20 protein-coding genes are annotated in these 20,381 nt (G+C 37.2%); 10 read left to right on the forward strand and 10 right to left on the reverse strand.

Annotated elements, in window-relative coordinates; genetic code table 11:
* Positions 1-871, forward strand: an 871-nt coding sequence (locus tag PLJ10_11350; GenBank protein ID HOK10241.1) for an MFS transporter, incomplete at its 5' end; no start/stop codon positions are given.
* Positions 872-984: 113 nt separating this feature from the next.
* Positions 985-1,125: a hypothetical protein gene (locus PLJ10_11355; protein ID HOK10242.1), complete on the forward strand. Its 141-nt coding sequence runs from the start codon at positions 985-987 to the stop codon at positions 1,123-1,125.
* A 6-nt stretch (positions 1,126-1,131) separates the two neighbouring features.
* Here the strand turns inward: PLJ10_11355 and PLJ10_11360 are convergent, their stop codons facing one another.
* Genes PLJ10_11360 through PLJ10_11375 form a run of 4 tightly spaced genes read right to left on the reverse strand, consistent with a single transcriptional unit; the run spans position 1,132 to position 4,038 of the window.
* Positions 1,132-2,115: a methyltransferase gene (locus PLJ10_11360; protein ID HOK10243.1), complete on the reverse strand. Its 984-nt coding sequence runs from the start codon at positions 2,113-2,115 to the stop codon at positions 1,132-1,134.
* A 20-nt stretch (positions 2,116-2,135) separates the two neighbouring features.
* Positions 2,136-2,963 carry an alpha/beta hydrolase gene (locus PLJ10_11365; GenBank protein ID HOK10244.1) on the reverse strand — a complete coding sequence of 276 codons (828 nt, stop codon included), beginning with the start codon at positions 2,961-2,963 and terminating at the stop codon, positions 2,136-2,138.
* 45 nt (positions 2,964-3,008) lie between these two features.
* Positions 3,009-3,596 (reverse strand): 5-formyltetrahydrofolate cyclo-ligase, encoded by a 588-nt coding sequence (locus PLJ10_11370; GenBank protein HOK10245.1) that lies wholly within the window; start codon positions 3,594-3,596, stop codon positions 3,009-3,011.
* Positions 3,597-3,627: 31 nt separating this feature from the next.
* Entirely contained in the window at positions 3,628-4,038 is a 411-nt protein-coding gene (locus PLJ10_11375) for a hypothetical protein (GenBank protein HOK10246.1), read from the reverse strand.
* A 142-nt stretch (positions 4,039-4,180) separates the two neighbouring features.
* Between PLJ10_11375 and PLJ10_11380 the strand changes: the two genes are divergently transcribed.
* The 3 genes from PLJ10_11380 to PLJ10_11390 all read left to right on the forward strand — a co-directional run bounded on the left by PLJ10_11380 (position 4,181) and on the right by PLJ10_11390 (position 7,666).
* Positions 4,181-5,161: a DUF1559 domain-containing protein gene (locus PLJ10_11380; GenBank protein HOK10247.1), complete on the forward strand. Its 981-nt coding sequence runs from the start codon at positions 4,181-4,183 to the stop codon at positions 5,159-5,161.
* 190 nt (positions 5,162-5,351) lie between these two features.
* A complete protein-coding gene (gene pdxA, locus PLJ10_11385; GenBank protein ID HOK10248.1) occupies positions 5,352-6,347 on the forward strand; it encodes a 4-hydroxythreonine-4-phosphate dehydrogenase PdxA in 996 nt (331 codons plus the stop codon).
* Between the two features lie 5 nt (positions 6,348-6,352).
* Positions 6,353-7,666, forward strand: a complete 1,314-nt coding sequence (locus PLJ10_11390; protein ID HOK10249.1) for an FG-GAP-like repeat-containing protein — start codon at positions 6,353-6,355, stop codon at positions 7,664-7,666.
* A 31-nt stretch (positions 7,667-7,697) separates the two neighbouring features.
* Here PLJ10_11390 and PLJ10_11395 read toward each other — a convergent pair whose 3' ends face one another.
* The 5 genes from PLJ10_11395 to PLJ10_11415 all read right to left on the reverse strand — a co-directional run bounded on the left by PLJ10_11395 (position 7,698) and on the right by PLJ10_11415 (position 14,009).
* Complete coding sequence (locus PLJ10_11395) at positions 7,698-9,932, reverse strand: DUF3488 and transglutaminase-like domain-containing protein (GenBank protein HOK10250.1); 2,235 nt, start codon at positions 9,930-9,932, stop codon at positions 7,698-7,700.
* Complete coding sequence (locus PLJ10_11400) at positions 9,910-10,944, reverse strand: DUF58 domain-containing protein (protein HOK10251.1); 1,035 nt, start codon at positions 10,942-10,944, stop codon at positions 9,910-9,912. Before PLJ10_11400 ends, PLJ10_11395 begins: the two co-directional genes overlap by 23 nt.
* 59 nt (positions 10,945-11,003) lie before the next feature.
* Positions 11,004-11,951 (reverse strand): MoxR family ATPase, encoded by a 948-nt coding sequence (locus PLJ10_11405; GenBank protein HOK10252.1) that lies wholly within the window; start codon positions 11,949-11,951, stop codon positions 11,004-11,006.
* A 61-nt stretch (positions 11,952-12,012) separates the two neighbouring features.
* Positions 12,013-13,011, reverse strand: coding sequence for a dienelactone hydrolase family protein (locus PLJ10_11410; GenBank protein ID HOK10253.1), 999 nt, complete (start codon positions 13,009-13,011; stop codon positions 12,013-12,015).
* A gap of 158 nt (positions 13,012-13,169) precedes the next feature.
* Positions 13,170-14,009 carry an SMP-30/gluconolactonase/LRE family protein gene (locus PLJ10_11415; GenBank protein ID HOK10254.1) on the reverse strand — a complete coding sequence of 280 codons (840 nt, stop codon included), beginning with the start codon at positions 14,007-14,009 and terminating at the stop codon, positions 13,170-13,172.
* Between the two features lie 155 nt (positions 14,010-14,164).
* Between PLJ10_11415 and PLJ10_11420 the strand changes: the two genes are divergently transcribed.
* Entirely contained in the window at positions 14,165-15,091 is a 927-nt protein-coding gene (locus PLJ10_11420; GenBank protein HOK10255.1) for a histidinol-phosphatase, read from the forward strand.
* Positions 15,092-15,158: 67 nt separating this feature from the next.
* Here the strand turns inward: PLJ10_11420 and PLJ10_11425 are convergent, their stop codons facing one another.
* Positions 15,159-16,301, reverse strand: coding sequence for a hypothetical protein (locus PLJ10_11425; GenBank protein HOK10256.1), 1,143 nt, complete (start codon positions 16,299-16,301; stop codon positions 15,159-15,161).
* Positions 16,302-16,416: 115 nt separating this feature from the next.
* Between PLJ10_11425 and PLJ10_11430 the strand changes: the two genes are divergently transcribed.
* The 4 genes from PLJ10_11430 (at position 16,417) to PLJ10_11445 (ending at position 20,370) form a co-directional block, all read left to right on the forward strand.
* Positions 16,417-17,757 (forward strand): DegT/DnrJ/EryC1/StrS family aminotransferase, encoded by a 1,341-nt coding sequence (locus PLJ10_11430; GenBank protein ID HOK10257.1) that lies wholly within the window; start codon positions 16,417-16,419, stop codon positions 17,755-17,757.
* A 79-nt stretch (positions 17,758-17,836) separates the two neighbouring features.
* Positions 17,837-19,417, forward strand: a complete 1,581-nt coding sequence (locus PLJ10_11435) for an aldehyde dehydrogenase family protein (protein HOK10258.1) — start codon at positions 17,837-17,839, stop codon at positions 19,415-19,417.
* 130 nt (positions 19,418-19,547) lie between these two features.
* Positions 19,548-19,880 (forward strand): bacillithiol system redox-active protein YtxJ, encoded by a 333-nt coding sequence (gene ytxJ, locus PLJ10_11440; protein ID HOK10259.1) that lies wholly within the window; start codon positions 19,548-19,550, stop codon positions 19,878-19,880.
* 322 nt (positions 19,881-20,202) lie between these two features.
* Complete coding sequence (locus PLJ10_11445; protein HOK10260.1) at positions 20,203-20,370, forward strand: hypothetical protein; 168 nt, start codon at positions 20,203-20,205, stop codon at positions 20,368-20,370.
* Positions 20,371-20,381: the final 11 nt, after the last annotated feature.

Genomic DNA, 20,381 nt, shown 5'->3' on the forward strand with positions numbered 1-20,381 from the left:
AAAACATAATTTTAGTTCTTATCTTTCTTTTGGATATGCATCTATCTTTACATTTGCAGGAGTATTAGGTCTTGGTTCTTCAATAGCACTGTTTAATATTTACGATTTTAATAAACCCTCGTTTCACACATTAATTAACACTTCATCCCAACAAACCCTAATATCCTTGTTTCGTGAACCTATAAAAAATAAAGTGTTTTTGAAGGTCATGATATTCTGCGTGATATGGAATACAATTGTTAATTTTGCAAATCCATTTCTACCTGTTTTTTTGATGAAAAAAATCGGGTACTCTTTATTAATCGTTGTATGCCTCACTGTTATTAACCAATTTTCGAACGTAGTGTCATTTTCATTTTGGAGAAAATTTTCTTTGAGGTATGGCTACCGTCCATTGCTTTATTTTTGTGTTCCTTTATTTTTCAGCACAGTATTCCTATGGTTTTTAGGTGCAGAATTACGTAACCCACAATTACAATGGTATGTGATATTAATTCTTCATATCCTCTCTGGTGCTTCCGTTGCGGGCATTAATCTTTGCCTGACCAATCTTATATTTTTAAGTTCTCCACAAGGGAAAGCCACTGCACATCTCGCATTAAATAGTTCTCTGAACGGACTTGTAGCAGGAATAACCCCTATATTGGCAGGTCTTGTCGCATCCTTCGGAAAAATAACAGACATACCAATGAAACCGACCTTCAATATATTCCAACCAATCGTAATGCTTTTCAATAATCAAATCGAAATTACAGGCTTGGACTTAGTAATGATAATCACAGGTATCATTGGTATTTTCTCTGCAATAGCCATTCGCTACCTTATCCCAAATTATCTTCCAGAATTAGAAGTATCCACTCCAAAAGAATAACGGCATATTCTTTTTTAATTTTCATTTTCCCAAAAAAAGTGAAATGAATTTATCTCTCATTTGTATCGTCTTATATAGATGGAAATATTAAACTCTATAAAAGGAGTGGAGAAATGAAACACGTAAAAAAACTTTCAAACACCGCAATTGACGCTCCAAAACGAGCATCCTCCGCTGAAGCCATGTTCTTTTATTTATACTTTACTGTTATTTCGTTCATGCTTTCTGCTGCATTCGCAGAAAAAGTAGACTAACCACATCTACACTATTTTCAAAGCTTCTACTACTGTATCCATTTGTTCGCCGTGGATTTTGAAATGAACTTCATCAAACCCTGCCTGATTTAAATCATTCTTAATTTCCTCAAATGTATATGTACCTCCACCTTCTGTCCCTACCAACATATTAATTGCAAATAAAGCTCCTGATTTCGGTGTTGTTCTATCTTCAGACATAATATAATCACGTATCCATAAAACACCACCAGATTCCAATGCAGAATAGCATTTCCTAAACAAATCTACATTTTGTTCCCTGCTATTTTGATGTATTACCGCAGATAACCATAAAAAATCATACCCCTTAGGAAGTGGGTCTTTATAAAAATCACCAGTATAAAAATCTATTTTTCCCCTGTACGGTGAATCTTTTAACCGTTCTTTAGCAATCTCAATCACAGGAGGCAAATCAAATATCGTTGCGGTCAATTCTGGATTCATCTCTATAAATGCTTCTGAATAGGTGCCAGTGGCACCACCCACATCCAACATTCGCTTATATGGTATCGGTCCTAATTTTTTCAACAATGATTTCGATGCCCTTACAGCAAGTACATGCATACCCAAAATAAATGCTCTCAATTGATTAGGACTCATTTGTTCAACTGGTTTTATTGTGATACCCTTACCTTTCACTATCTCCGTAAGCTGTGACCAGCGTTGCCATAAATTTGCATAATGTTCCAACATAGGCAACATACATTCCGAGCCGTTCCTACTCAAAAAAGGAACTATCTCTGGCACAGTCTTATATTTTCCTTCTGCCTTCTCCAATAATTTCATAGATACCATCGCATCTAATAAATATTGTGTTGCCCGTTTATCTGATGTCAATATGTGACATACCTGTTGCAAATCCTTTCCCTCTTCGGCTAACAATGTAAACACATCCAATTCCACTCCCGTAAGTAGAACACGAGACTCACGAAAGTTAAAAGCAATTTCAAGCAATTTTGAAAAATCCATTTTCATCTCCTTTGTTATTTTCACGATGTAAAAAAAGAACACAATATAGGGTTTACTTCATTCGCTTTCTGATAATTTACCGTATGAGTACCACCTTCAATAGCATATAACTTTAACCATGGAACACATCGCAATATCTCTTCACTTAGTATATACGGAACAACATCATCACATTTACCCCAAATGAGACATCCCTTCCTCGTTTGCTTTCCAAGCTCCTCATAAATCAAGTATTTTTCATATAAAGGACCATATTTTAATGTTGACAAAATAGCATCCCTATAACCAGCGATGTTCATCTGTTCCTCATACACTTCCCTCATTCTTTTCCTATCCTCCACCGAATCTCCAATTGTCTCTAACACACCTCGTATCAAAGCCTCTTTACCAAAAATTTCATATATTATTTTGCCAATAACTGGCAACGTAATAACTCTTACCCCTACCGACCTCTTAATTAAACCCGCTGGAGCAATTAGCCCTATTCTATCCACCATCTTCGGATACCGAACTGTGAATTCAGCCACTATAGCACCACCCATACTTAATCCTACAAGATGAACTGGTAACGGTAACGATAAATATTCAATAAGTTCTTTTAACTGTGAAATAAACAGGTCTGCATTATATCTTAACTTTGGGCGGGACGATTTCCCTCGACCGTAAAGGTCATATCGCACCACACACAAACCTGCTTTCACCATCTCATCAATATTCTTATCCCAAATACACATCGGAGAAGATAATCCATGAACTAAAACGACAACAGGGAACGTTCCTCCCCCTTTCACCTGATAGCAAGTTTTACCAAAAGAAAGTTCTACAAAATCATAGTCCTTACCTTCCATATCTTTTCCTTAATCAAAGTATTAATCTATATGTATCGTTACATATTAACGGAAGGAAGAAGCACACTGAAATATATGTTCTTCAGTTATAACCCAATCCATCCGTGCATCCCAATTCCAATGAGGGCATAATGGAACAATCTGAAATTGGTAGCATAATCCAATATTAATACATCGCTTATTATTTTTTAAAAATCGGTCAAAGAAACCTTTCCCATGCCCAATACGATAACCACGTCTATCAAAAGCAATCCCTGGAACAATACACAAAGCATCCGAAGCCTGTTCCTCAATTGGCATCCATTGAGACAAAGGTTCAGGAATCCCCCATGTATTAACATTCAATTCTTGCAATTTATTTTCTTCTATTAAATGCCAAACCAAATCTTTACCAACAATCCTTGGAACCCACACTTCTTTTCCGCATCGAAAACATTCCTGAACCAGACCCCATGTCTCTACCTCCCCTTTATTATCTGACAAATAAGTAAAAACTTTCCGACATGAACGAAATAAAGGTAACGAAATCAAGGAGCGGATAATAATTTCACTTTTGAACGTTACAATATTAGTAGGAAGACACTTACGTGCAAACAATATCCTTCTTCTTAATTCTTCCTTATTTAATCTCATTGCTATATTTTAAATTTCTATATCTACAACGTTAATTAAAATTTACTTCAAACCTCGCATCATTAGATGCTTTTATCTTAAATTCAACCTTTCTCTCTTTCGTTTCTGGCGATAGAATTTCTCCAATTCGTGAGGGTAATACATAAAAATATATCTTTATCTGCTCTGGATAGATTTCTTCAATCTTAACTCGTTTCCCTAAATAAAAATACAATTTATTTGGAAATAAAAATGTCCCAGATACAACCCATTCCTCTGCATTTACATTCTCTTTTGTTATCGTACCTGTAAATCCATACGGACCTTTTACCGAATAACCTATCTTGCTTGACATCAATGTTATTTGCACTTCTTCATCAGGTTTGCAAAAACATCCTGAAAAAACAAAAATACTTGCCACAATAATAAAGCAAATACTAATCTTTTGAACATTCTCTTTCATATGTTTCTCCTCAACAATTTTTTTATTAGACAATTATTTTATGAAACCTTACATTTCATATATATGTCTTATATATAGTAAACCACAAACGAATCGCGTGGCAAAATGAAAACAACGAACAACATCAGGAAAGGGCAAAAAAATGAACAAAAAAGGCTTTACATTAATCGAACTCTTAGTCGTCATTGCTATCATCGGCATACTTGCAGCAATTCTTTTACCCGCATTAGCACGTGCACGCGAAGCGGCACGTCGTTCCAGTTGTCAAAATAATCTAAAACAGTGGGGATTAGTCCTAAAAATGTATAGCAACGAAGCAAGAGGTGAACGTTTTCCCCCTGTTCAATTTGGCGCCTACCCTCAAATCAATGGAAACATTGAGGTCCGTGCAGATTTATGTCCGAGCACATTTTTAATCTACCCAGAATATCTTAACGACCCCATGATTGCTTTTTGCCCATCCGACTCTGACTACCGTCAGACCATTACCCGTGCAAAATATCCCGACCGAGATGAATGGTGTGTCAATTATTACACAAACGACACCATTTCCTGTGCCTCCGCTATGGATTCAAGTTATATCTATTTAGGTTTGGTTATGGATCGCGTCAGCGACGAATGGCCACAAGTAGATATTACACCTATGGTAAACGTATTAAATACCTTGGGTGCTGGTCCTGTCTCAGGCTCAGGTAATGCCCCTGCTCAATTAGTATACGGTCTAATGGCGTTAGCAAAACCAGAACTTATCACCGCCGTACAAAACAAAGATAACGCTGGCATTATGCGTGTTATTGATGCTGATATAACAAGCAGTATTCTTGAAGGCTATGGTAATGCAGGAACAAACACCGTTTACCGCCTACGTGAAGGCATTGAACGTTTCCTTATTACAGATATCAACAATCCTGCAGCCAGTTCAAAAGCACAGAGCACCCTACCTATTATGTTCGATAAAATCGCAACTGATGCCTCTAATTTCAACCATATTCCAGGCGGTTCTAACGTCCTTTACCTGGATGGACATGTCGAATTTATCAGGTACCAACCTGTTGGTGGGACTGCTCCAGTTACACAAGCGGTTGCAGTTGTAATAGGTGTTCTCGTATCAGCATTAACATAATTATCAATAAGAAAATAAGCAGTAACGAAATAAAAGCAGGATATATATCATATCCTGCTTTATATTTTTCCAATAGGAAGAAGGATATATATTTCCTGTATTATTTATGAATAATTATAAACAAAGAAAAAAATATATATCCATTCAATTTTATGTTTATACTTATATCCACTTATAAAAGGATTTTACAATGATAAAAAAACCTGTTATTGGTATTACGATGGGAGATATAAATGGCATTGGTCCCGAAATTATCGGCAAAGTCCTTAGAAGAAAAGAACTGTTTGAACTTTGTTTTCCCGTTATTCTCGGGAATATCAACGCATATACATACTACAACAAAAATTTACCTGATCTCAGGGAACCCATTAAAATCTATTCACCAGAAGAAATTTACCGTCATCCAGATAAAATAGGATTCATTGAACTCGAATATGAACAACTACATATACACCCAGGGATTCTCGACCCTATCAACAGTACATCTGCGACAGCATGGATTCATCAAGCAGTCATCTGGGCATTAGAAAAAAAATTGGATGCCATTGTTACATGCCCTATCACAAAAGAAGGTCTGGCAAAAGCTGGAATCCCCTTTGACGGTCATACAACCATGCTTGCAGAATGGACAAATACAAAACACTACCGTATGTCCCTATTTGCTGGGGAAAGAAGAGTAGTACATCACACAGCCCACATGTCATTATTAAATGCTATCCAAAGCCTTAATAAAAACGACCTCATAAAAACTATCGAAATCGCTCATAACGCACTCACAAAAATACATATCCCCGAAATAAAAATAGGCATCGCAGGATTAAACCCTCACGCAGGTGAAAATGGACTTTTTGGAAATGAAGAACTTGAAATTATTACCCCAGCAATAAAAGAATGTAATCAAAACGGAATCCCATGTTATGGACCTTACCCCCCTGATACGATATTTAAACGAATGTTTGACGGTGAATTTAATATGGTCATCGCCATGTATCACGACCAAGGACATATCCCTATGAAACTCATCGCTATGGATGAAGGTGTAAATGTAACATTAGGCTTACCTATAATAAGAACTTCTGTTGACCATGGCACCGCATTCGATATCGCTGGGAAAGGAATAGCCCGCGAACATAGCCTGTATAATGCAATCAAACTCGCTATTGATTTTTCCACATATAAGGAATAGAATCCATGCCCCCCTTAAAAAGAATAACAACAAATAATAGTTACCATTCAGGGCAAATCACTTCCCTTTATTTTGTCCTGCTTTCTATTCCTTTATTATTTATCTGCTTTCCATCACATTCCCAAACGTTTTCAATCCATCCCCGATTCCTTCCTGTGGGACCCAAACCATGGGCAATTGCAGTCTCAGACCTTAATGGTGACGGCATCCCTGACATTGTAACAGCAGACCGAGGCGAAATGAGAAACCCAAGAGAAGAAAAACCTGCAAATGACGAATTATCTATCCTTCTTTCACAGGGAATTCTCAATTACATAAAACTTCATCCTTCCCCTAAAACAGATTTTGCACCCTATGCAATAGCCATAGCGAATATGGACTCCCTGAAATGGCACGACATCGTAGTTTCCAATTTCCTTGCCAAAAAAAATCAAGATATTCAAATCTTTCATAACTTAAAAGAAGAAGGTATATTTACTGTTACCTCTATAAAAATACCCGATGAAAACCTAAAATACACCCAGATAACTGATGGCGATGAACAGCCTTTATTCACAACCCCAGGCTTAACTTCCCTATTAATTACAGATTTGAATAAAGACGGACTTAATGATGTTATTACAACAGGATGGACAAGCGATATTGTCGTGGTACTTACAGGTGACTCAAAAGAAAATCTTATAATATCCCAAATAATACCGTTATCAAAAGGTCCCCGTGCATTAGCAATATCCGACTTAGATAACGATAAATATCCCGATATAGCAGTAACAATGTATAACTCAAACGAAATATGCTTCCTAAAAGGTGATTCCGATTTTAAATTCCACGAATACTCACGTATTCAAACACGTGGTTCCCAACCTAATCACATTGTTCTTGCAGATTTTAACGCCGACGGAAAAACAGATATTGCAGTTACACACAGAAAAATAGACCATCCCCTCGAAATCCTTTATGGCAGTAGCGAAACATTCTCTTTCCCTTTGTCCAATGTTTACTACTTCAACACTTCCAACCCCGAAACGCATTCAGAGCTGATGGATATTATAACGTCTGACTTTAATAATGACCATTGGGACGATTTAGCCCTTGTAGATAGAAAAGGAGAACAATTAATCGTATTAATAAATAAAGGGACTGCCACCAAAAATATCTTCCAACACAACACCTTCACAATTGAAAAATATCCTCTTAAATCAGGTAGACCCCTTGCTCTTGCTTCCACAGATTTCAACCAAGATGGGTATGCAGACATTGTCGTAAGCACTGATGCTAATGAAATTATATTTTTCATAAACAACAAAAAATCCAAGTAATGTTTCCCTCACTATCATACTCTTAAATAAATTATTGCCCACTTTCTTTACGAACCCAAAATTTTTTATTCTTCCATTTTCTTATTGTTCTGTACCAATAATGTTTCCTCTCGGTATCCCATGGCTTTAACCCAAACCGCACATAGTTATACTCATCCAAAAATGCCTGAACATCAGAACAGAGTAAAGGAAGTTTCTTCGGCAACTCTTCCATAATTTCCTCTACAGTCAAATGTGAGACCTTCCAATTATTTCTTTTAAATATTGATTCCATCTTCTTAAACAATTTCATTGCATCTCTTTGGTCTTTAGCCAAAGATACCTTCCTCACCGTCACCTTCTGAATTCTAACCAATCGTTTTAAAATTCCCCAGATAAATTCAATAAAATATATCAACAATAGAAGTATCAATAAAGCAAACACAGAACCTACAGAAGGAACTGGTAATTTTTTCCCTGGATTAATGTAGTCATCAATGTTACGAATAAAACCAACCGACTTAAAACCAAAACTGGGAAGTTGATACCCCTGGTCAAAACCTATAATCCGTTGATACCAAAACATCCGCGTCTGAAGCACCCAACGCGTTAATCGCCGTACCAACTGATTCCGCATAAAATAATTACTATCTGGCATGGGTGAAGGATCAAAAGGAACCCAACCATATTCTGGAAACAGAACCTCTACCCACAAATGTGCCATCCCTTCACGAACCAGATAAGAGCGATTTTCCGAATCCCATTCCCCTCCAACATAACCAGAAACAACTCGGGCGGGTATCCCCAAACTACGGACAGCAAGAGCCATTGCTGACGCAAACAGTTCACAATGACCTCTCCGAATCTGCATAAAAAAAGCATTCATTGGATGTTCGCCTGGTAACGGTGGAATATCCAATGTATACTGAAATTCAGCTCCCGATAACCATCCCTCAATCGCCTTGACTTTCTCATACACCGTCTCTTTACCAGAAACAACACTTTGAATACGTGCCTGCACCTCCGGTGATAAATCATGTTGTGTAAGTAAATCATAGTCCCGTGGCGACATTAATTCTTTATAATTAGAAGAAGCCTCTTTTAATTTATCCCCATCCCATTCAACTAAATCCGAAATCACTGTGTAGACCATTCTACGAACATTATTTGTTGTAACAGTAACTGTATAATCCTTCGTCATATCCCAACCTAACAATACCCGTGAACCAGTATCCTTCGTTCGGAACTCACGAACACGGTCCAAAACAGGAACTCCATCTTCTGGTATCTGGTCCAAATATATCTCCTGAACGACAGGCTTTGATGACAATTCACGAACCTGCTCTAATTTTAACCTTTTCTGGGCACTTCTCTTTTGTTGTTCTATAGACCTTAACAGCGATATAAAAGATACTACCGTTCCAGACATCTCATACGACTCTTCAAGAGGCCAACGACGCCATTGAACACCAAGATATGTAGGTAAACTCGTAATCCGCCAATAAAGTCGATTCTCTGGTATAGGCGGATTTGCACCTGCAGACGGAATATGAACACTCATAACAGGGGTATACGAGATTTCAATAGACTGTCCACCTTTTAATGAGACAGTAGTCGAAATACCTGACCTTGTCACATTTCCGATATCCCGACCAAAAATACCTGCTTCCAATCTCGGCATAAACAAAAAACTCACAACTATTAAAAACCAACCCAATGTAATATTCAACAAAACCACTATAAATATATATGCCCCATAACTCGAAAATTTTATTTTTCCCTGTAAAACACGCTTATTACTTACAACATCTTCCTTTGTATACGTCATCGTTACCAATGGCAACAACACAAATACAAAACATATAAATAAAAGAAGAGAAATACCAACAATAAACTCAGGTGCCTGAACCCCTGCTCCTAATAACAAGAAAAAACTCATTAATATAATGTATAAATATTCCTTTAACCCTTTCTTCCGAACCATCAACGTCAATTGGATAATCGCCGTTAATAACAATACCGTATCTAAAATACCTATCGTCATAATCAATACTGGCAAACTAATACTAACTATCCATAGCGGTATTTGAATATAGGTGGAATAACGCGGAAATCTTTCAACAATCCTCTCCACAAAGAAATTAAGAAATAGAGGGATAATAGGAATGAAAAAAACAATACTCCCATAAGAACGAACTGCTGTCAATGCCAAATATGACGAAGCGACAACAATAGCCACCGCTAACTTTAATGTCATGTTATATCTATTTACTTGCTTTAATAACATCGGGATTTAGAATCCTCATACCAACTATACTTTTACCCCAAAGTTCGGGATTGACAGATAAAAGTAATAGTCGGGAATTTCTACCTTCTTGAAAATATTTATTCCATAAAGCCTCATCAATCTCCTTGCTTTCAATAGCCTGCACTAATGCCAACCTCTTTAATATTAAATTCAGATGCCCTATCCCATGTCCCGTCGGAATTCGTTCCATATCTGTCCAAATTCCGACATGGAATTGTTTCATAATTAAAGAAAATGCTAACGATGCAACAAAATCTATCATGGTCTCAAATAATTCATCATCAGAATCAGACCTCTTTCTCAAATCAAGGTAGATAAGATATTTATTAGGTAAACTTAAAGCCCACTCACGTACTAACCAAATCCCTAATCGAGCACTTATTTTCCATGCAATATATCGGAGATCATCCCCCGGCTGATATTCACGAACAGAATAATAATCTCCCGATTCAGATATTAACGTTCGCGTGGGAACACGACTACCACCAGCATAATTACCCAACGTCTGTATATTAAGATATTGCGTTTTAGGAACTACAAGAACCTCCGACGTAATTTTATACGTCGCCTGTTTCTCAATAATCCCAAGAGGAAATTCAGATTTTATAATCACCTCCGTAATTTTAATCAAACCCCGTTTCATAAATACCTGCTGAAAAGAAAGTTCTACACCATCACGGGCGGGTATCATTGGAACCTTACCTAAAAATAACCTTGTTTGCTTTCCTTTAACATCCTCAATAACCAATTCTATTGATATACCATATAAAGGAAATCTTTTTTGTAAATTCTCGACCCGTACCCATATAGTCACCTCTTCACCTCTTGTAACCTGCTCTGGAACCAATATATCAACTTTGGGTGGCTTAAAATTCAGTCGGGACATAACCTCCGCACATACTCCAATTGAAAAACAAATAGCAAACGCTAAATATAAAATGTTATTCCCACTATTCCACGCAGAAAGTAACAAAAGCGCTGTAAAAAACACCTCCCCTATCCAATACTTTCGATTTGTTGCCTTCTGTTTTAATATTCCTGTAACCATAATTAACGGGGAATTGGAACTGTTCGGAGTATTTCTTGAATAATTCTCTTTCGCTCCTCAGCCAGATGTGTTAAATTAAATGACTTCGTTTTGGTAATCAACCGATGTGCCAATACCGATTCCGCTACTTCCCTAACATCTTGCGGAGTAACAAATTCCCTACCATGTATTAATGCCCATGCCTGCGAAGCCACATATAGACTCTGAGTACCACGAGGACTGATACCTAATTCTACTTGCTCATGGGTTCTGGTCTTTTCTATTATTTGTAAAATATAGTGTGAGATAGATTCATCTACTAAAATACCCTTTGTCCGTTCCTGTAATTCCAACACCTCTTCCGCTGTAAGAACAGGTGGTAACTCTGTAATTTCTTTCACCACATCCCGTTTTTTCATTATCACCAATTCTTCTTCCGCAGGCGGATAACCTATCTCTAACCGTATCAAAAAACGGTCTAACTGCGATTCTGGCAAACTATAAGTCCCTTCATATTCAATAGGATTCTGTGTAGCAATAACAACAAAGGGTTGTGGCAATCCGTACGTCCTACTATCCATCGAAACCTGGTACTCACTCATCGCTTCCAACAAAGCACTCTGAGTTTTAGGCGGAGTTCGATTAATTTCATCTGCAAGAACAATATTCGCAAAAATGGGACCACGACGAAATTCAAATTCCGCTGTCTTCGGATTTAGTATAGAAACACCTAATATATCCGAAGGCAACATATCACTCGTAAACTGAATACGATGAAATTTACAATTCATTGAACGTGCCAACACTTGAGCCAATGTCGTCTTCCCCATCCCTGGCACATCCTCAATCAGAATATGCCCACGAGCAAGAATACCAGCAACACACAATTGGATTGCATACGTCTTGCCTAAAAATACACGTTCTACATTATTTATTAATTTGTCAATTTTTTGTTTATACGCTTCAATCATGCTGTAAAAAACATTCCTTTTTCGTTTTTAATTCCTTACCGAACCATCTCTACCTTAAAAATCACAACCATTCAGCAAACCAATCTTCAATAATAGAAAGATATGTATCACGAAATGACTTTGTTTTCCTTTGAACTATATGCAACGCCTCTGGCATACCTAATAAGTCATATATCTTCTCGGCACCTTTTAAATAGGATACCGCCGTTTTTCCCTTGGCTGATGTTTCTGAATTTTCAGAAGGATTTATAATCAACACTGCACTCGTGGCACACAATGCAAGAATATGCTCTATATCAAAAGCCTCCTCGCCTCGTTCTATCTTTTTGCGGAGTTCAGGAATAAGGTCATGCTTACTACTAAACAACCAATTGTATTTACTCTTCTTATCCTTCCAAGAACTCAAAGGTCCAATAGCAACACATGCCTGTATCATAGGTTCTATCGCTGTCAAAAGAATGGCTTGCAATGCTCCAAAACCTTTCCCAAGCACACCAATACTCGTTATATCTGTTGTAAACCATGTTCCAAACACACGGAGTCCTGCCAAATAGTCCATCAATATTTTGCCTTGATAAGACACCTTGTTGTTCTTACCGCTATTCGACCTCTTTGAATCCTTCCGCTCCCCAAAATACAAACAATCCGGAACCATAGTAATATAACCAGAATATGCCAAATCCCGTGCAAGAGCATATTGACTATCCCCCTCAATTCCAGACAATTCATCCTTCCCTTGCGAAATAGCATCATGACAACAAAGAATTGCAGGCGTCGACTCCTTCTTACTCCGTTCAGGAGCAAACACCCAAGCCATTATTCGCTCATCTTCTTGAACAGAATACTCAATCTTATACCTACGAACCTCATCTTCTACACTTTCATCAATAACCTTCGTATGCGGAACAAATATTCCAGATTTATCCTCCTCTATCTCATCATAAAGAGGGTCCGTTAAAATTAATAAATCTTCTCCAAGATAACTCAAAAATTGCCTCTTTATCTCTTCTCGCTTTTCTCGCCAATCTTCTGCATTCTTTATCTTATTCAAATCTATCATAACATCACACCTTCTTCTACTATTAAAAATAAATCCTATTTATTCATTTTAATTATTTTGATTCTCCATTAAAACAGAAAGGAATATTATCATAACACTATACATAAACAAAGTTTCAATTCATTAAATTCGTTTTCCAAAAAATGTTCTCTCACATTTCACCTTTTCAACCGAAATATATAAACACAATCTCGTCCAGTTACAAAAAATTCATCTTGTTTTTCACCGCCAAAAGCACAATTCGAAGGCTGTTTGGGAATCGTTATAGAACCTATTTTATGACCTTCGTCATCAAAAATAACAACACCTTCTGATGAAGTAACCCAAAGATGATTCTGTGTGTCCATTTTTATCCCATCTGGCATTGGAACATCACAAAATTTTACTTCCTGAATCAAACCCTCTTTCAAAAAATCAACAAATTTATACACAGCATTTTGTTCAGTATCCGCAACATACAACATCTTCTCGTCCCGTGATAATGCAATACCATTAGGTTTTTTCAAATTCTTATTCAACAATCGAATCTCTCCTCCTGTAGTGACACAATATATGCCACAAAACCCCAGCTCCGAATTAGGTCCTTCCATACCACCAGGCAAACCATAGGGCGGGTCTGTAAAAAACACCGTTCCATCACGTGCAATAACTAAATCATTGGGGCTATTCAATCGTTTCCCTTGATATTTCTCCGCAATCACATCAAACGTTCCATCCTTATTCATTCGTGAAACCCTTCGATTCCCATGCTCAGCAAAATAAATCCTTCCTTCCTTATCAACTGCTAAACCATTCGAGTTACCACTCGGCTCTCGAAAAGGAGTTTTATCTAATTTATACACCGCATTCGCAGGTATATCACTAAATATCCAACCAATATCTTTAACCCATAACGGACCCTCGGTAAACGTAAATCCACATAGTTCCACAATAGGCTGTTCACTAACCAAAAATGAACCCAAGATAAAAACACACTGAACAATACCTACAAATGCCATATCCAATCCCTTCTCTTAAATATTAATTTTTTGTTCCTATACAAATTAGCATATCATATAAAAACCTGTTATGAAACAATTATAATTACAATTCTAAATAAAAATAATTAAAATAAACACATATAAACAATAAACATCGATGGAGTTCAACTCTAATGCAAGGAAAAAATCCTTGGTTCTTCTCTGTCCATGGAGGACATAGTAAAGAATTCTGTGACCATGCTGATAGTCCTATTGAACAAATGATTCTGCGTGCTATCGAAATAGGTATGCCTGTATTTGGTATCTCCGAACATGCCCCACGTAATCATGAAAAATACCTTTACCCCGAAGAAATCGAATTAAATCGCACACCAGACTCCCTAATCAAAACATTCCATAGATACTGTGACACCATAGAACATCTACAAAAAAAATATGCCCAGCAAATTACCTTACTAAAAGGGCTGGAAATTGAAGTCGTGCCAACCGATTCGTATGTCGAATTCTCAAAAAAAATAATAAAAGAAGGGAATATTGAATACATAGTTGGCTCCGTCCATTGGGTCAACGATATTATGACCGATTTTTCAAAAGAAACCTTTGAAGAAGCCATCAAAACGTTCAACGGGTTAGAAAATCTCATGGTATCTTATTATCAAACCCTGATAGACATGGTAAACAACATAAAACCTGACATTGTTGCCCATTTTGACCTGATTACCTGTTTCCTCAAACCAGATGAACTTCCTACTCCCTCCCCTAAAATAACCAAAATAATTGAAAAAGCTTTAGAGGCGATAAAACAGAATAATTGCCTACTCGAACTTAATACCAGCGGGTTACGAAAACCTATACAACGTATATTCCCTGACTCTATTATTATTCAACAGGCAAAGGAATTGAGCATCCCATTTACCTTCGGGGATGATTCGCATAGTGTCAATCAAGTAGGCTATGGCATTACTCAGGCACGCCAACTACTTCTCAATCACTCTATCTCCCATGTTATCAGATTAAACAAACCCAACCCAGAAGATAGAACTGTTATTCGTGAAGAAATACCCCTAAACAATAGGCTTCGTAAAGAAAATCATTTGTGAAAATTTTATCTACTATCTCGTGTTAATTAACATAGTTCTAATATAGATATCCTACTCATGTATCTGCTCATCTCAACGACACATCAACAAACTTCAAAAAATCATCTTTAGAACATTGAATTATCATAATATCTGTTGCATGTAGCATACCTATAACCCATGGGTAATCCTTTTCAATAGGACTGGTATAATAACACATAAACATTGTGTCACCTCGCATTGTTACCCCTCCATAAGAGGTATCCCCAGCACTGGGAAAATCGGTCAACCATCTTAACCCTTCAGGGCTAACATAATACAATGCTGTTCTCTTCCTATTAAAGATACTTCCCGTATACCAAAAAGGCCCCTTATTCTTACATTCCCTTCGACCAATCGCAAACACTTTCCCATCCAAAGCAAATAAACAAGGACCATCCAAACGGGTTAATCTCGTTTCCATCTTATCCCATTCCTTATATGGGTATCTTGAAGTAGCCACTAAAGTACTTCCTTGCGAATGACCAAAAAAGGAGCCGGAATATTCCAATCTCGCCGTGCAAATTATTCTACCATCTGGCAAAAACTCAAAATCCGTTTCATCATTCCTTGCCCCCTCATGAATAATTGACACCATATTCCAATGCACTCCATCAACAGACCGGAATAATGCAGACTTCCCATGTTCATACCAATATGCCGTTACATACCACTCCACACAATCCTTCGTTTTAGGCCTCCAAAAAAGCCAACCATCGGCTTCCCCATCAATCGGCTGAAAACATCCCCAATGTCTACCATCTCTCGAACTGGAATACAACGTCCGATACGGCTCCGCAAAAAAATCTTTATTCACCAAAGCATACAAAAATAACTTGTCACCTATCGCTCCAAATTTCGGGTCACGTATATCCTCCCCAGAAACCTTAAATTCTGCAACTCTTGTCCATTTAGTACCATCATTCGACTCCCATAAAAATAATTTGCACTGTTCGCTCGCTAAATGAAATGGTGAGTTCGCATGAACCAAATAAAACCTCCCCCGCCAACATATCAGGTCCGAATTAGAATTATGCAATCCATCTGAATACATAACCTCTAATCGATAATCAAAACGGGCATCGACCTCCGATTGATTAGCCCGTTCCATCACCCAAACAAATAAAACAATTAAAAAAATAAAAACAAAAATACAAAAATTAAACAAAATAATAAGAATCGTCTTATACATACCTATTACCTTCTTCTTTTAAAATTGATTTTATAGTTTAATTTTACGATAATAATAAAGAACAAGTATAGTAGTGTATAAACTTAATTTCTAAAAAAATAAAAAGGAATACATTATGAAAAACAAAAATCACCATAAAACCCGTCGTGAGTTTATAAAAGATGCAAGCATTGTCGGCTCCACAATCTATCTTGGTACTCAGGTTAAAGCAACTGCTCAAAACAAATCCTCTGATTTGAAAAAAGAAGCCTTAGCACTCAATGGCGGGGCTCCTGCTGTAAAAGCAACACCACCAGATGCAACTAAATGGCCTATCTATGGAGATGAAGAAATTAATCTCGTAACCGAACTCCTCAAAAATCCAGGATATGGACCCATCGCAGAATTCGAAGAAGCATGGAAAAAACATTTTGACTGTCCCTATGTCAAAGCACATTGCAACGGCACAAGTGCCTTATCGTCTACCCTATTCGCATTAGACCTGCCACCAGGCAGTGAAATCCTTGTCCCCGACTACAGCACATGGTTTCCCGTCGTCCCAATGCGATTCTTCAAATATGTCCCTGTTTTCGTCGATGTTAACCCTAAAACGATGAATATCGATGTTGAAGACTGCAAAAAAAGACTCTCCCCAAAAACACGAGCAATTTTGCCCGTTCACTGGTATGGGCTTCCCTGCGATATGGATATCATTACTGACTTTGCCAAAGAACACGGTTTAGAAGTTGTAGAAGATGCAAGTCATGCCCACGGAGCAAAAGTTAAAGGCGTTTATATCGGCAAATGGGGACGGATGGCTGGTTTCAGCCTACAAACAACCAAACCTTTACCAGCCATTGAAGGTGGAATGGCAATGTATAAAGACATCCGCGACTACGAACGTTCCGTTACGTATGGAAACTATGACCTACCTAAAACATTCCCTGAAGATAGCCCCTACAGAAAATATCAAGGGACTGCTTTCGGTGGCAAATTAAGAATACACCCCATCGCAGCCATATTAGGCAATATTCAGCTAAAAAACCTCGAAGAACGAAATGCCAAAGGCGTTGCTCAAATGAAAAAATTAAACGACGCTATAACACAACTTCCAGGTCTATCCGCTCAATATGTCCGACCCGATGTCGAACGAGTTTATTACTCACGCAATTTAATGTTCATAGACGAAAAGAAATCTGGTGCATCTCGATCCGCCATCGTTAAAGCCCTGAAAGCAGAAGGCGTTGACGTCGTCGAATATCAATGGACGCTATTACATACCTACCCAATCTTCAGCGAATCTAAATGGTGGGAGTTTATGCCAGTCCTACCTAAAGAAGGAACTACCAAAGGGTGTGAAGAAGCGAATCGCACCGCAATATCTTTACCTTATTTCACAACAGAACAACCCGAATTGGTTGAACAGTATATACACGCGTTCCAAAAAGTCTGGGCTCACATTAATGAATTAACTTAATTGATAACAAGAAACTATTTAATTTATTCGTTAGTCATATTCACAACAAATAACAAATCCACCTAGAGGAGAGAAATGAATGGAAGCCACAGTTTCTTCACCACCTACCGTAGAAGTAAAAAACCCAAGAACGGGAGAACTCCTTTATTCCTTCCAGGAAATCACAGAAATCGATGTGGAACAAATGTACTCCACAGCCCAAAAAGCCTTCGAAAAAATCAGTACCATGACTGTCCGTGAACGACTTAACGAACTCGAAAAAATTAAACAATACCTTATAAAACATCGCGAAGAAATTGCTCAATTTATCAGTAAAGAAACTGGCAAATGTATAACCGATGCCCTTATCTTAGAATTATTCCCTGCCGTTGACCAGATTGACTATTACCAGAAAAATGCAGAAAAAATACTTCGCGACCAAAAAGTACCAACCCCAATCCTACTTATGGGCAAAAAATCAAAAATTGTATACGAACCATTAGGGATTATCCTCATTATCTCCCCTTGGAATTACCCATTCCATCTATCTTTTGTCCCCTTTGTCTGTGCTTTTATTGCTGGAAACGCTGTGATTATCAAACCATCACGGCTAACACCATTAAAAGGGTTATATGAAAAAATTATCGAAGAATCAGGCTTCATGAAAGGTGCTCTACAAATTGCCTACGCAAGCCGAAAAACCGCCAATCTACTCATCGAGAAAAAACCCGCTAAAATACATTTTACTGGCAGTGTCGACGTCGGAAAAACAATTATGAAGCAATCCGCACAATACCTGATTCCCGTCGAATTAGAACTGGGTGGAAAAGACCCCATGATTGTATTCGAAGATGTAAACTTAGAACGAACCGTTACAGGAGCAATATGGGGAAGCTTCACAAATTGCGGACAAACATGTACCTCCGTTGAGCGAATATTTGTTCACGAATCCATCATGGAACCCTTTGTAAAACTCATGGTAGAAAAAATCAAAAAATTGAGAACATTGGCAAATACACCAAATCCATCAGATGAAGCAGAATTAGATGTCGGCTGTATGACTGCCGATTTCCAAATCGAAGAAATAGAATCACAACTTGAAGAAGCAAAACAAAAAGGTGCCAATATTATTTGTGGCGGTGTAAGAGATAAAAATAGCCATGCTTTCCCACCTACCATCGTGACGAATGTCGGTCGTGATTATCGCATCCAATACCACGAAACATTCGGACCTGTAGTTACGATTACACCATTCAAAACTGAAGAAGAAGTAATACAAATGGCAAACGACTCACCTTATGGACTCTCAGCAAGCGTCTGGTCTGCCGACCTGAAACGTGCAGAACGAGTCGCTCGAAAAATTGTAACTGGAAATGTATCAATAAACAACGTCCTCGCCACACAGGCAAACTCCGCTCTACCTTTCGGTGGCATCAAAGACAGCGGTTTCGGAAGATACCGCGGTGCACAAGGACTATATGCATTCTCTAATATTAAAAGTATCCTCATTGACAGACAATGGAGCCGATTAGAAGCATACTGGCATCCTTACTCCCGCAAAAAATTCGAACTCTTCTCTAATGTGTTCGAAACCGTATTCCAACGCGGAATTATCCCTCTACTAAAAACCAGTTGGCTCGGGCTTAAATTAGAACTCCTATCACGAAAACACCGACTATAACCTTTACTATCGTGGATAAACGTATCCCATGCTTTTTTAATTCATCCCTATACATACATGAATAAAGAAATAAAATCAAACCACATAAAAGTTGGATATTATAAACATATTAAAAATTTATAGGTCTACCATGAAAGAAATTTCTCAAACAGAACATTTCGATTCAATTATTCAAAACAATAAAGACGTATATCTAATGTTCTTCAAACATAGCACACGTTGCCCAATTTCATGGAGTGTAAAAAAAGAAGTAGATGCCTTCCTTAAAAACCATCCCCAATACCTTGAACATACCTATCTAATAAATGTAATCGACTCCAAAAACCTGTCAAATTACATCGCTGAAAAAACAAAAATAAAACACGAATCCCCTCAAATTATTATTATGAAAGATAACTCCGTAATAGCACACTTTTCCCATCTAAGCATTACAGAAAACAAAATCCTCGAACATCTTAAATAAAATTAAATTTCTATATCTATCTTCTTTGTTCAAACCGCATATTTTAGCATTATTAACAAAAAAAAATAAAAATAAATAAAAATAAAAAAATGCAAAAACATCCAACACCTTTTTAATTTTATGACTAAGATAGAAATAAAATATCCCTAAAAAAAGAAAATATAATTACTTAAAATCTTTCTATTAAATTTATCCATTTTTTTACAAAAAATAAAAAAATAACTTGACTTTTGATATTTAGGGGATATATGATAATATATACTAAAATTTGAAAGGCAGAACACTGACGCAAAAAAAGATATATATGGCTGTAGGCGATAAAATGACTGAAAAAAGAACAAATAACCCAATTTTACTTGAAAACGTTTTAGTGGCTAACTGTGTTAACAAAATAACAATAAGAATTCTTTCGGAAAAAAGATGTCCCTATTCTGAGGCGTCTGGTTTATATACGTCATGGTTTATTAATCAATTAAAACAACAACTATAAGGAACATGATT

The organism is Candidatus Hydrogenedens sp. (assembly GCA_035361075.1).
GTDB lineage: Bacteria > Hydrogenedentota > Hydrogenedentia > Hydrogenedentales > Hydrogenedentaceae > Hydrogenedens.